At 69.8% G+C, this 13,274-nt stretch carries 12 protein-coding genes; 5 read left to right on the top strand and 7 right to left on the bottom strand.

The window, feature by feature from the left end; translation table 11 throughout:
• Positions 1-26: 26 nt before the first annotated feature.
• Positions 27-971 (bottom strand): tripartite tricarboxylate transporter substrate binding protein, encoded by a 945-nt coding sequence (locus KHU32_RS05135; RefSeq protein WP_213668938.1) that lies wholly within the window; start codon positions 969-971, stop codon positions 27-29.
• A 96-nt stretch (positions 972-1,067) separates the two neighbouring features.
• On the opposite strand from KHU32_RS05135, the gene KHU32_RS05130 reads away from it, so the two are divergent.
• The 4 genes from KHU32_RS05130 (at position 1,068) to KHU32_RS05115 (ending at position 5,252) form a co-directional block, all read left to right on the top strand.
• A complete protein-coding gene (locus KHU32_RS05130) occupies positions 1,068-1,907 on the top strand; it encodes an amidohydrolase family protein (protein ID WP_213668937.1) in 840 nt (279 codons plus the stop codon).
• Positions 1,908-2,351: 444 nt separating this feature from the next.
• Positions 2,352-3,842 (top strand): ATP-binding protein, encoded by a 1,491-nt coding sequence (locus KHU32_RS05125; RefSeq protein WP_213668936.1) that lies wholly within the window; start codon positions 2,352-2,354, stop codon positions 3,840-3,842.
• A 283-nt stretch (positions 3,843-4,125) separates the two neighbouring features.
• A complete protein-coding gene (locus KHU32_RS05120) occupies positions 4,126-4,380 on the top strand; it encodes a hypothetical protein (RefSeq protein WP_213668935.1) in 255 nt (84 codons plus the stop codon).
• A gap of 158 nt (positions 4,381-4,538) precedes the next feature.
• Positions 4,539-5,252 carry an MgtC/SapB family protein gene (locus tag KHU32_RS05115; RefSeq protein ID WP_213668934.1) on the top strand — a complete coding sequence of 238 codons (714 nt, stop codon included), beginning with the start codon at positions 4,539-4,541 and terminating at the stop codon, positions 5,250-5,252.
• Positions 5,253-5,284: 32 nt separating this feature from the next.
• On the opposite strand, the gene KHU32_RS05110 is transcribed toward KHU32_RS05115, so the two are convergent.
• From KHU32_RS05110 to KHU32_RS05085, 6 genes are all read right to left on the bottom strand, one after another.
• Positions 5,285-6,589, bottom strand: a complete 1,305-nt coding sequence (locus KHU32_RS05110) for an NtaA/DmoA family FMN-dependent monooxygenase (protein WP_213668933.1) — start codon at positions 6,587-6,589, stop codon at positions 5,285-5,287.
• 27 nt (positions 6,590-6,616) lie between these two features.
• Positions 6,617-8,290 (bottom strand): dipeptide ABC transporter ATP-binding protein, encoded by a 1,674-nt coding sequence (locus KHU32_RS05105; RefSeq protein ID WP_213668932.1) that lies wholly within the window; start codon positions 8,288-8,290, stop codon positions 6,617-6,619.
• The gene (locus tag KHU32_RS05100) at positions 8,280-9,125 is read right to left on the bottom strand and encodes an ABC transporter permease (protein WP_213668931.1); all 846 of its coding nucleotides are present in this window, start codon (positions 9,123-9,125) and stop codon (positions 8,280-8,282) included. Before KHU32_RS05100 ends, KHU32_RS05105 begins: the two co-directional genes overlap by 11 nt.
• On the bottom strand, positions 9,125-10,111 hold the full coding sequence (locus tag KHU32_RS05095; protein ID WP_213668930.1) for an ABC transporter permease: 987 nt from the start codon (positions 10,109-10,111) through the stop codon (positions 9,125-9,127). The genes KHU32_RS05100 and KHU32_RS05095 overlap by 1 nt, the downstream gene beginning before the upstream one ends.
• A gap of 79 nt (positions 10,112-10,190) precedes the next feature.
• Entirely contained in the window at positions 10,191-11,828 is a 1,638-nt protein-coding gene (locus KHU32_RS05090) for an ABC transporter substrate-binding protein (protein WP_213668929.1), read from the bottom strand.
• Between the two features lie 557 nt (positions 11,829-12,385).
• A complete protein-coding gene (locus KHU32_RS05085) occupies positions 12,386-12,655 on the bottom strand; it encodes a hypothetical protein (protein ID WP_213668928.1) in 270 nt (89 codons plus the stop codon).
• Between the two features lie 107 nt (positions 12,656-12,762).
• Between KHU32_RS05085 and KHU32_RS05080 the strand changes: the two genes are divergently transcribed.
• The gene (locus tag KHU32_RS05080; RefSeq protein WP_213668927.1) at positions 12,763-13,203 is read left to right on the top strand and encodes a helix-turn-helix transcriptional regulator; all 441 of its coding nucleotides are present in this window, start codon (positions 12,763-12,765) and stop codon (positions 13,201-13,203) included.
• Positions 13,204-13,274 lie beyond the last annotated feature (71 nt).

Genomic DNA, 13,274 nt, shown 5'->3' with positions numbered 1-13,274 from the left:
GGCCGCGATCCACACGAAGGGTCGCGCTAACGCCGCACGGCGGTTCTCAGCGCGTCCAGCACCTTGTCCATCGCCGTCTGGAAGCCAGGGCCGTCCAGGTAGCCGTCCATGGCGCCCGTGCGGTCGAGGAAGGTCTTCCAGGGCTGGGTCTGCATCCCCTGCCGGAAGCGATCGTGCACACCAGCGTAGATCTCGTCCGGCAGGCCGGCGGGCGCCATCAGGCCCTTCATGTTCTCAATGACGACGTCCCAGCCGCATTCCTTCAGCGTCGGCGTCCGGGGGAAGTTGGGCAGCCGCTCCTCCGAGGCGACGGCGAGCGGCACGACCTCGCCCGCGCTGGTCAGCCCGGCCATCTCCTCCGGCGCCAGCACGGCGAGCTCCACCGTGTTCGACATCAGCGCCGCCAGCGAGGGCGCGCCGCCCGTGAAGGGGACGTTGAGGAATTCCACCCCGGCCGCCTGCTGCAGCAACACGAAGACCGCATGGTAGATCGAGCCGACCCCGGAGGAGGCATGCGGGATCACGCCGGGCTGCGCCCGCGCGGCCTCGACGGCCTGGCGGATGTCGGTGAAGCGGCCGCCGCGCTTGGCCACGATCAGCAGCGGCTGGCGGGTCAGACGGATGATGGAGCGGAAGGACCGCTTGGGGTCGTAGGGAACCTCGCGGAAGGCCGGGAGGGAAATGCTCTCGCTGCCGCCGCCGACGAGCAGGTTCAGCCCATCCGGCACCATGCCGGCCACGGCCTGCGCGGCGATGGCACCGCCCGCGCCCGGCCGGTTCACCACGACGAGCGGGGTGGGGAAGAAGGGCGTCGCCGCCTCCCCGGCCGCGCGGGCCGCAAGGTCGGCGCCGCCGCCCGGCGCGAAGCCGACGATGAGCTGGATGGGGCGCGACGGCTCCCAGGCGGCGAGCACCGGCCGCGCGGCGACAAGCGCAGCCCCGCCCGCGAGCAGGCTCCTACGTGCGAACATTACTTTTCCTCCCAAGTCTTTGCGCGGAGGATGACCCGGGCCGGATGGATGGACAACGGCCTTCGCAGCGGGTCCGCTGCCGGCGGAGGAGAATCCATGACGACCCAGCCCCGTCTCCCGGTCCCGGCCGGCGCGACCGACTGCCACATGCATATCTACGGCCCGGCGGAGCGCTATCCCGTCGCGCCCAGCAACCCCTCGCCCGTGCCCTTCGCCTACGACCTGGCGGCCTATCGCGCGGTGCAGGCGCGCCTCGGCCTGTCGCGCACCGTGATCGTGCAGCCGACGGCCTATGGCGACGACAATGCCTGCACGCTGGACGCGGTGGCCGCGCTCGGCCCGGACGCGGCGCGCGCCGTCGTCGTCGTGACGCTCGACACGCCGGAGGCCGAGCTCGCGCGGCTGCACGCCGCCGGGGCGCGCGGGGCGCGCTGCTTCATGCTCAAGGGCGGCCTCATCCCCTGGGACCGGCTGCACGAGATGGGCGCGAAGGTCGCGCCCTTCGGCTGGCACCTGCAGCTGCAGTTCGACGGCGGCGAGATGCCGGAGCGCGAGGTGCTCATCCGCGGCCTGCCCTGCCCCGTCGTCATCGACCATGTCGGCCGCTTCCACGACCCCGTGCCGCCGGAAGCGCCGCAGGTCCGGGCGCTGAAGCGGCTGCTGGAGGCAGGGCATGTCTGGATGAAGGCTTCCTCGCCCTATGGCGTCTCCCGCTCGGGGCCGCCGGGCTATGCGGATGTCTCGGCCATCGCCCGCGCCCTGATCGCGGCGGCGCCGGAACGGGTGGTCTGGGGCTCGAACTGGCCACACCCCAATATCTTCGAGAACAAGCCCGACGAGGCCCCGCTGCTCGACCTGCTGGGCGACTGGGCGCCGGACGAGGCGGTGCGGCAGGCCATCCTCGTGGAGAATCCCGCCCGGCTCTACGATTTCTGACCGGCCTCCGGGCCCGGGCCTCGCGGGGTCCGGGCGCGGGCGGCGCATGCCCAGGCCGGGGCCCTGCCGCGCTTTTCCGGGACTGGCGGTGGAGTGCCGGGACGCAGCGAAAAACCGTCATAATCCTTGGCATGTAATTGCCGAAACGCCAGAACATTCAGTGAATCATCGCGACAAATCGCCGTTTCGGAATTTCGGCGAATCAAGAAGATGAGTCGATTCGCGCGAACGAATCGCTGACGGTCGTCATGCATCCAACAACCACAACCCTTTGTGGTCGGGCGTTTCTCCTGCCGCAATATCGTTCTTGATTTGTTTGCTTTATCGCGGGCGAGTCGAGCCGCGGAGGGTTCTGCCGGCATGGGGAAACGGGGCAGCCCTCCATCCCATCCGATGGCACCCCCGGATGTTCTCCTCCCGGCCATAAGGCTGTAGGAGACCGCCATGACGATCGGGATCGAGATGGGCCAGACGCGCCAGGGCGCGGCCGCGACGCTCGACCTGGAGGAGCTGATCGCCACGAGGTTGCTCGTGCAGGGCAACTCCGGCTCGGGCAAATCGCACCTCCTGCGCCGCTTGCTGGAGCAGAGCGCCCCCTGGGTCCAGCAGGTGGTGATCGACCCCGAGGGCGATTTCGTGACGCTGGCGGACCGGTTCGGCCACCTGGTCATCGACGCGGCCGATCATTCCGAGCCCACCCTCATTCGCGCGGCCGACCGGGCCCGCCGGCACCGCGTCTCGGTGGTGCTGAACCTCGACAGCGTCGAGGTCGAGGCCCAGCTGCGCAGCGCGGCGGCCTTCCTCAACGGCCTCTTCGACGTCGAGCGCGACGCCTGGAACCCGGTGATGGTGGTGGTGGACGAAGCCCAGCTCTTCGCCCCCGCCATGGCCGGCGAGGCCTCGGACGAGGCGCGCCGCGCCTCCCTCGGCGCCATGACCAACCTGATGTGCCGCGGCCGCAAGCGCGGCCTGGCGGGCGTGATCGCGACCCAGCGCCTGGCCAAGCTCGCGAAGAACGTGGCGGCCGAAGCCTCCAACTTCATGATGGGCCGCACCTTCCTCGACATCGACATGGCCCGCGCCGCCGACCTGCTGGGCATGGAGCGGCGCCAGGCCGAATCCTTCCGCGACCTGGAGCGCGGGCATTTCGTCGCTCTCGGCCCGGCCTTGTCGCGCCGCCCCGTCGCCATCCGGATCGGCGCCGTGGAGACCCAGACCCGCAGCGCCGGGCCGCAGCTGCTGGCCCCGCCCATGCCGGCCTCCAGCGAGGAGGCGCGCGAGCTGATCCTGGAAGGGCCGGAGCCCGAGGCCCTGCGCCCAGCCCCGCGCCGCGCGCCCCGCCCACCACCGCCCGATATCCTGATGCAGCTCGCCCAGTTCCGCCCGGCCCTGGCGCCCCAGGCCGCCGCCCCCGAGCCGCCGACGGCCGAGGAGCTGGAGCTGCGGAACGCCCGCATCGCCGCGACGCTCCATCAGATCATGGCCGACGAGGAAGCGGCCTTTCGCTCCACCGGCGTGCTCTACCAGGACTTCCTGGTCCGGCTGCGGATCCAGGAGATCGACGGCCCGCCCGACCTGCCGGGCTTCCGGCGCCTGCTGGCGACCGCCCGGGCCGGGATCGCGCCCGAAGTGGCGGAGGGCGAGGCCTGGCAGACCGCCGTCGCCCGCGCCGAGGCCCTGCCGGAGGATGCCCAGGGCGTCTATCTGCTGCTCGCCCGCGCCGCGCTGGACGGCCTGCCCTGCCCCTCGGACGCGACCATCGCCCGTGCCTACGGCACCCGCTCGGCGGGTCGTGCACGCCGGCTGCTGACCTGGCTGGAGGAGCGCAAGGCGATCGTCCTGCGCAGCGAGCGCGGCGGGAAGCGGTCGGTCGCGATGGTCGGCCTGGGCTGGGAGACAACGGCCGGCGACCCGGATGGGCCGGACGCCGGCTGAGGTTTCGGGCGTTGACGGCGGCGGACGGCCGGGCGTAGGAGCCTGCCGGGCGTCGCGGCCAGGCCGCGACGCCCTGCTCAACAACCGAGAGTGTGATGGACTGCCACCCTAGTCGTGGCGTCGTCTCCTTCGCCGTGACCGCGGCGCGGGCCGCGACGTCATCCCCCACAGCGAACAGGCTTCCTGGCGCAGCGGCGCTGGGCGTCGCCGGGACGTCGATCTAGGGATCGGCGACCCGTCCGTCGCCCGCCGTCCGGGCCCGGTGGCCGGACGGAGACCGAAGATGTTCGAGACCATGATGCTGGCCCTGCGGGGCCCTGCGCGCCTGCGCCCGCAGCGCGCCTCTACGATCCTGCCGCGCGGCAAGGGCGTGCTGCCTTGCCGGCCCACCCCCCGCCTCGTCGCGACCTGGCGGCTCGACCCTTCGACCGGAAAGCTCTCCTGCTCCTGGCGCGAGGCCGCGAGGGCGGATCAGCCGGCCGGCCTTACTCGCCGCAGGGCGCGCGGTCCCGTCCGGGGAAAGCCTCGCGGCCGCTAAAAGCGTCGGGACGGTCAGGCAGGGCGCATTGTCTTTCGCCTGAAACGCCACCGTCCCGGCAATTTCATCAAAGCGATCTACATCCGCGCCTTCGAAACGTGACTGCAGCGTCCCGAAGGAAGGCGCGCCGCCCTCCCTCGCCGGTTTGGACAATTCCCATGATTCCCCCGCTTCTCGAGACGGCGCTCAACCTCGGCACCGCCACCCTGCTCGGCGCCGCGATCGGCTTCGAACGGCAATGGCACCAGCGCCTCGCCGGACTGCGCACCAACACCCTGGTCGCGATCGGCGCGGCCAGCTTCGTCGTTTTCTCCTCGCTCGCCGGGCCGGATGCGAGCCCGACCCGCGTGGCCGCGCAGGTGGTCTCCGGCATCGGCTTCCTCGGCGCCGGCGTGATCTTCAAGGAAGGCGCCAATGTCCGCGGCCTCAACACGGCCGCGACGCTCTGGTGCTCCGCCGCCGTCGGCCTGCTCGCCGGCATGGGTGCGCATCTGCATGCGGCGCTGGTGGCGGGCTTCATCGTCCTGGTGAACCTCTTCCTCCGGCCGCTGGTCCGGATGGTGAACCGGCAACCCCTGCTCGCGGCCTCGACGGCCGGGGCCGCGCCCGCCTGCTACACGGTCGAGGTCGTCTGCCGCGGCGCGGAGGAGGCGCGTGTCCGCGCCATGCTGCTGCAGGGGCTGGGCGGGCGCGGCCTGCACCTGCGCCGGCTGGAGAGCAGCAACATCGAGGACACCGACCGCGTGGAGGTCCATGCCGTGCTGGGCTCCGACAGCCGACAGGACGAGGCGCTGGAGCAGATCGTCGGCCGCCTCAGCCTCGACCCCATGGTCACGGCGGCGCGCTGGCGGACGGATACCTTAGCGGAATAGGGATCGGGCCGGCCTTAGGCGACGGGCGAAGCCTACGCCCCGTTCCCAAACAACGCCTGCCTGAAGGTCAGCCCTTCCCCTGCCGGGCGCCGCAGGATGCCCTTGGCCTCGAGGATGGGCAGCACCTGCTCGGCCACGGCGGCGAAGGAATTGCCGCCCTTCAGGACGAAGCCGTCCGCTGCTTCGGCCTCGAACCAGGTGGCGATGTCGCCGGCGATGCTGTCCGGCGTGCCAATCAGGGTCAGGTGACCGAATTCGTAGACCTCGCTCAGGACCTTCCGCAGCGTCGCCCCGGGGCGCAGGAAATACCGGCGCAGGAGCAGCCCCCGGCTGCGGCGCCGCTCGACGCCCTGGAGCTCCTCCTCCGCCGGGATGGCGCTGGCCGGGATGGGCTCATCCAGATCAAGGCCTTCCAGGCGGAACAGCGGTGCCTCCCGGACGATCTTGTCCCGATACTTCAACAGGTTCTGGTCGGTGAACTGGCTGTGGTAGATCGCCTCCGCCTCGCCCGCCGTGGGCGCCACGAAGATGTTGAGACCCGGCAGGACCCGCAGCTGCGAGGGGCTTCTCCCCTGGGCCACGACCCTCTGCTTCAGGTCCTGGTAGAAGGGGATCGCTGTCTCCAGATCCGGCGTCGCGGCGAAGACGATCTCGGCGTGGCGGGCCGCGAAATCCAGCCCATTCTCCGACGCGCCGGCCTGCACGATGACGGGCCTGCGCTGCGGGCCGGGCGGGATGTCCAGCGCCTGCTTGACCCGGAAATAGTCGCCGACGAAATCGGCTTCCTCCACGAGATTGCCGTCGAAGCGGTGCCCCTTTTCGGAATAGGAGACGGAGCCCTCCTTCCAGCCGTCCCACAGCTTGTAGGCCACCTCCAGATACTCGTCGGCCTTGCGGTACCGCTCGGCCAGCGACAGCAGCTTTCCGTCGCCGAAATTCTCCTCGCCGTAATAGCTGGTGACGACGTTCCAGCTCGCCCGGCCGCCGCTGACATTGTCCAGCGAGGTGAAGTAGCGCGCGACGTTGTAGGGCTCGGTGAAGGAGGTGGATTCCGTGACGATCAGCCCCACCCGCCGCGTGTGCTGGGACAGGGCGCTGAGCAGCGTCAGCGGCTCGAAGCCGGCGCGCGGCCGCATCTCGGACTTCACCTGATCGAGGCCGAGGAAGTCGGGCTTGAAGATGGCATCGAAGCCGGCCTTCTCCGCCAGCTTCGCGTGGGCGATGAAGTTCTCGATGCCGAAGCGCCCCGGGTCGCGCGCGCGGGCCGGATCGCCGCTGTAGAACATGTTGGGGTCGGCGAAGGCGACGAGGGTCAGTCGGTCTTGGCGTGCTGACATGGGAGCTCCGAATTCCGGTCCGGCAGTTCAGGACTGGTACGAATGGTCTCGGGCCGGCGCAGGGGCAGACTCCGCCCGGCGCGGCCGTGGTATCGAGTCGATGAGCGCCCGTGTGTAGGCCTGTGCCGGGCGCTCGAATACCTGCTCTACCGCTCCCTGCTCGACGACGCGGCCATGCCGCAGCACCGTCACCGTGTCCGCAATCTGCCGGACGACCGAGAGGTCATGCGAGATGAACAGATAGGTGAGGCCGTGCGCGGCCTGGAGCTCGCTCAGCACCTGCAGGATGCCGGCCTGCACCGTGACGTCGAGGGCCGAGGTCGGCTCGTCCAGGACCAGTACCCGCGGCCGCAGCACGAGGGCGCGGGCGATGGCGACGCGCTGGCGCTGACCGCCGGACAGCTTCGCGGGCCGCCGCTCCAGCAGCTCCTCGGAAAGGCCGACGGAGCGCAGCGTGTCGAGGACGCGGGCCTCGCGCTCCGCACGGTCGCCGAGCCGGTATTGGTCCAGCGGCTCCCGGATGAGGTTCCGCACCTTCCAGGTCGGATCGAGTGAGGTGAAGGGGTTCTGGTAGACGAGTTGGAGGTTGCGGCGCAGGCCGCGCAGCGCGTCGCGCGACAGGCCATGCACCGCCTGCCCATCTACCGTGAGGCGGCCTGCATCCGGCGTCTCCAGCCCGAGCAGAAGGCGGACCAGCGTCGTCTTCCCGGAGCCGGATTCGCCGACAAGTGCATGGGTCCGCCCCGCCGCGACGGAGAAGGACACCTCGTCCACCGCGCGAAGGGAGCGGCCGTCGGCGTGAAAGCTCTTCGAGACGGCCTCGACGCGAATGCCCATTCCGCCACCGCCGCGCGCCTCCTGGCCGCGCCTGGCCACGGCGCGGAAGCGGTCCGGGTTCAACGCCGGCACATCGGCCTGGAGCCGGCGCGCATAGTCGGAGGCGGGGGCGCGGAACACCTGCCCGGAGGCGCCGATTTCCTGAACCGCGCCGTCCTTCAGCACCACCACCTCGTCGGTGCGCTCCGCCGCGAGGGCAAGGTCATGCGTGATGAAGAGCAGGCTGAGGTCGAGCGCGCCGCGCAACTCCATCAGCAGGTCCAGGATGCGCTTCTGGATGGTGACGTCCAGCGCCGAGGTCGGCTCGTCCGCGACGATGAGATCGGGGCGCGGCAGCACGGCGAGGCCGATCAGCACCCTTTGCAGCATGCCGCCCGACATCTGATGCGGGTAGGAGCGATAGACGCGCTCGGGATCGGCGAGGCCGATCAGGGCGAAGGTATCGAGAATGGCCCGCCGCTCGGCCTCGCCATCCGGCAGGTCCAGCAGCCTCGCCGCCTCATGCGCCTGCGAGCCGATGGTGCGGACGGGATTGAGCGCGTTCTGCGGATCCTGCGGGACGAAGCCGATGGCGCGGCCCCGCAGGGCGCGGAACTTCCTCTCGGGCAGGGCGAGCAGGTCCTCGCCCTTGAAGCGGATACGGCCGGTGACCTTCGCCTCACCCCGCCCCAGCAGCCCCAGCACCGCCTTGGCGATGGTCGACTTGCCGGAGCCGGACTCGCCGATCAGGGCAAGCGCCTTGCCCTTTTCCAGGGTGAAGCCGGCCTGCCTCACCACCGTCTGCCGGCCATAGGCGACCGACAGATCCTCGACGCGCAGGATCTCCGTCGCCGCGCGGGAGACTGCCAGGCGATCAATGTGCATGGCGGATCCAGCGGCTGATGCGGTTGATCGCCAGCACGGTCACGACGATGACCCCCGCGGGCGCGAAGACGAGCCAGGGCGAGCTCGGATAGTCCTTGCCGCTCGCCACCAGCAGGCCCCAATCGGCCGCCGGCGGGGGGTCGCCGTAGCCGAGGAAGGCCAGGCCCGCGATGATGAGGATCGAGGTGCCGAATTGCAGCACGGCGAGCGCCAGCACCGACCGGCTGGAATTCGGCAGGACGTGGCGCAGCAGGATGTGCCAGCGCGACCCGCCGAGCAGGCCCGAGGCCTCGACGAAGACGGAGGTGCTCGTCCTCAGCACCTCGGATCGCATCAGCCGCGCGAAGGCCGCGACGGAGGAGACGCCGGTCGCGATGGCGATATTGGTCGTCTCGAAGCCGAAGGAGCTGACGATGACGACCGCCAGCAGGAAGTTGGGGATCGCCAGCAGCACGTCGACCAGCCTGGCCACGACCGTGTCCGTCCATCCGCCGAGGAAGCCCGCCAGCAGGCCCATCAGCCCGCCGGCGACCAGCCCGACGGCGACCGCCATCGCCGCGCTGGTGACCGAGGCCCAGGTCCCGTGCACGACCCGCGTGAAGAGATCCCGGCCCAGATGATCCGTGCCGAACCAATAGCGCGCAGAGGGAGGAAGCAGCTTCTGCGACGTGTCGCCGACATAGGCGTCGTGATGCGTGAAGAGGTCGGGCAGGAGCGACCAGGCGACGACGATGAAGACGACCGCAAAGGAGAGGATGACCGCGGTCGGCACCCGGCGTGCGCCCGCCCAGGCGTCGCGGAACGGCAGGGCCTGCGCGGCGGGGAAGGTCGCCATCAGACGAGGGTCTCCGCATCGGGCGCCGGGATGCGGGCCGCCTGACGGCGCCGCAGCCGCGGGTCGAGCAGCGGGTAGATCAGATCCGCCAGCAGGTTGACCGCGACGAAGACCACGGCGGCGAGCGAGACGACGGCGAGCAGGACGGGAAAGTCCTGCGTCGAGGCCGCGCCCTGGACGAGGGAGCCGATCCCCTTCCGGCCGAAGATCGCCTCGGTGATGAGGGAGCCGCCCAGCAACTCGCCCACCGCGAGCGCCACCATCGTCACGACCGGCAGGGAGGAGGGCCGGAGCTGGTGGCGGCCGAAGAGCGCCGCCCGCGACAGCCCGCGCGATCGCGCCACGGCGAAATAGTCCTGCCGCGCCTCGTGATCGAGGTTGGTGATGAGGACCTCCGCGATCTGCGCGGAGACCGGGAGGCCGAGGGCGATCGCGGCGAAGAGCGTCGCCGCGAAACTGTCCGGGCTGGTGATCCGGAACAGCCCGAACTGAAACGCGAAGACCTGGATGAGGAAAATGCCGACGATGAAGCTCGGAATGGCGAGCGACACGGACGGGATCGCCCGGATCAGCCCCTGCCCCAGGCGCGGCGGCAGGTTCTGCGAGGCATAGGCGATCAGGAAGGCCAGCAACAGCGAGACGGCCAGCGCAGAGGCCGCGAGGGTCAGCGTCGAAGGCAGCGCATCCAGCACGAGGCCCGAGACCGGAAGGTTCGACCGCAGCGAGATGCCGAGATCCCCGACGACGAAGCGGGAGAGCGCCGTCCACAGCTGCTCGGGCACCGGCCGATCCAGGCCGTAATAGGCGATGATCGGCGCGATCTCCTCCGGCGTGAAGCCATTATCCGGATCCAGCAGCATGTTGGAGATCGGATCGCCGGGCAGGACGTTGATGATCAGGAAGGTCGCCGTATAGGCCAGCAGGACGACGACGACCGCCTGCGCGATCCGCGACGCGGCATGACTGACATGGGGGCTGAGGCTCATCGCGCTTCACATTCCGGAGAAGTTGGCGGCGCCGGCGCGGCGGAGCGGCGCATGCCGGTCCCCGCCGCGCCGGGCCGGACTAAGCCTCGAGCCAGGCGCCGTAGTAGAGCGGGTAGGCCGCGCCGCTGTAGATCTCGCCCTTCAGTTTCGGCGTCTGCACGTAGAGCCGCTGCAGCAGCTGCGCCGTGGGGATGAACAGCCCCTGCTCCAGCACATGGCGCTGCACCTCCTGCAAGGTCGCGGCGCGCGCCCGGCGATCGACGGCATTGGCGACCTCACCGGCGAGGCGGTTCAGCGTCGCGTTCGTCTGCCCGTACCTGAACAGATCCTCGCCGCCATTGGCGTCCGTCAGGATGTTCCCGACCACGCCGGCGTCCAGGAAGCTGCGGCTGATCTCGACCAGCGGGACATTGTCGTTGCCCCGCACACGGGCATTGTAGGTCGAGATGTCGACGACCTGCAGCGTGGCGGCGATGCCCACCTTCCGCAGCTGCTGCGTGACGACCTCGTCCACCGGACGCGAGGTGCTGACCCAGGGGCTGGCATAAAGGTTGAACCTCAGACGCTGGCCGTCCTTCACGCGCACGCCGTCGCGGCCCGGCCGCCAGCCGGCCTCGTCCAGCAGGCGCTTGGACTTGTCGGGGTCGTAGGCGAGGAGGCTGCTGAAATCGCCGGCCTCGGGGACGTTGGACTGCAGGAAGGTGCGTGCGGGCGCCCAGTCGCTGGTGAAGACCGTGTCGACGATCTCCTGCCGGTTGATCGCGTGCTGGACGGCCTGGCGGACGCTGAGCTCGCCGAAATGCGGGGCGCGCGTGTTGACGACGAAGCCGCTGACGAAGCCGAGGCTTTCCGGCGCGACGACGCTCAGCCCCCGGGTGCGCAGCGCAGCCAGCTCATGGGGCGCGATGTTCAGCACAATCTCGGCCTGGCCGGCCTGCAGCGCCGAGCCCCGCAGCGAGGCGTCCCTGACGACCTTGAAGGTGATGCGCTCCAGGCTGGCCGGCCCGGAATGGTCGATCGCCTTGGGGCCCCAATTGTAGTCCTGCCGCCGCACGAGCACGACATTGTCGCTCTCCTGCCAGGACTGCAGCACGAAGGGGCCGCTGCCGAACTGCTTGCTCAGATCCCCGAGTTCGTTCGGCCGCAGATTGAGGCTCGAGACCGCACGCAGCACCGCCTTGTGATAGCCCAGCGTGGGGATGAAGCTGAGGGTGGGCGCCGTGAAGCTCACCCGCAGCGTGTGGTCGTCGATCACCTCGGAGGCGCGGTAGGTGCTGGACGGGAAGAGGCCGAGGCGCCCGACGCCGCGGGAGGTATCGCCCTTGGCCCAGAGGTCGATATTCGCCGCGACGGCCCGCGCGTCGAGCGGCGTGCCGTCCGAGAAGGTCACGCCCCGCTTCAGGTGCAGGACGAATTCGGTCTGGTCGGGATTCTCGTCCCAGCGCTCGGCGATCCAGGCCGTGGCGTTGCCCTGCGCATCGACGTGGACGAGCTTGTCGGCGATCTGGCCCCAGACGATGCCGGTATAGGTATCGACCTTCTCGTTCAGGCCCCACCCGCTTTCGAGGCTGCTGAGGAGGAAGGTGGCGTGCCCGCCTTCCCGCCGGCTACCGGCGGCCGTGCTGGCCTGCGAAGGGCGGGGCAGGACGGCATTTCCGGCAAGGGCGGCGATCCCGCCGCCTATCAGCAGACCGAAGCTACGACGATCAGCGTTCATCACGATTTCCTGGAATGGGGATGATTCGGCGGGCCGGGCAGCGGCCGGCCTGGATTTCGAAGGCGGCCGATGGCCGCGCGTCAGGCGCCGTTCGAGAAGCGGCAGCGCCCTGCCGTTGCAGGCATGTCAGGCAGCCGACACAGGCGAAGCGCTGGCGTGGAATTCTTCATTTGGAGATCGTATATGCGTAAATTGCACAATGCAATAACGTGTATATGGCTTGCGCCGGTCAAATTCAGGCGCCAGCCGCGCTGCGGGCGCGGATCACGGCAAGCCTGGATGGGTTGGGATGACGGGTGGATCAAAGAAGTTAGTTCACGACCTCCCCGCGAGAAAATGGCTATTCCCTTGGCATTAGGCAGCTTTGTGGGGGAAATATCGTCCCGCCCTTCGCGATCTGAATCGTCACGTCTCGAGCAGAAGCCTGACTGTCACCGGCCTGTCGGTACACGTTAAATATACAATTATAAATAGTTTATTAGTGGCCTGAGTCAGGCGCCACCCGTCCAGGGCCCATGATGGAAGGCAGCCCGGCGCCGGGGGCCGCCCCTTCCCGCCTAGCGCTCCAGCGCCAGCAGCTGCTCCGAACGGATCGCCTTGATGAGGCGCCGGCCGAGAAGCGGGCGCGGGGTCCATCGCATCACCGTGTTGCGCAGGTGGAAGGCCAGCGGCGTGGCCGGCACGAACCAGGAGGCCGACTTGCGGCTGTGCTCCTGCAGTCGCCGGATCGCGGGACGCAGACGCGTCTCGTGCCGCGCCAGCGCCGCCGGCACGGCGTCGTCCCGCCCCAGCTCCTCCGCCAGGATCCGCGCGGAGGTCAGCGCCATCCCGGCCCCCTGCCCCGAGACCAGCGGCGATGCGCCGCGCCGGTTGTTCACAGACCGCTTGTCATGATATTTTGCGAATCGTTCTCAATTAGCCCCGGAACCCGGCCATGCCGCAAGCGCTCCAACTCCATGCGCCGCTCCGCCTTGAGGAGTTCACCCTTCGCCCTGCGCCCGACCACACGGCGAAACGCTCGCTGCAGACGGAGATGGAGCGCCGGAGGCTCACCTCGCCGCAGGTGAGCGGCCTGTGCCGCAGCTTCGCCATTCGTCCCGACTTCGACCTGACGCTCTACGACATGCTGATGGGCCTCGCCCGGCAGGTCGGCCTGAACGAGAAGAAGCTGAAGGCGGGCTTCCGCACGCAGTTCGGCACTTCGGTGATCGGCTTTCTGCAGGATGTCCGGCTGCGGGCCGCGCACCGCCTGCTGCTGGAAGGCCGGAGCAGCGTCACGGAGGTGGCGATGGCCGTGGGCTACGCCAATCCGAGCCATTTCGCGCTGATGTTCCGCCGCCGCTACGGCGTGTCGCCCTCCGCCCTGCGGCGCTGAGCTCCAGGGACAGCCATGCACATCGCCAGCATGATCTGCGTCACGGCCCTCCTGGCCAGCCTCGTCCTGCT

It is taken from the genome of Roseococcus pinisoli (assembly GCF_018413645.1).
GTDB classification, from domain to species: Bacteria; Pseudomonadota; Alphaproteobacteria; order Acetobacterales; family Acetobacteraceae; genus Roseococcus; species Roseococcus pinisoli.
Note: the sequence above shows the minus strand (reverse complement) of the source record. Positions and strands in the feature narration are given on the sequence as shown.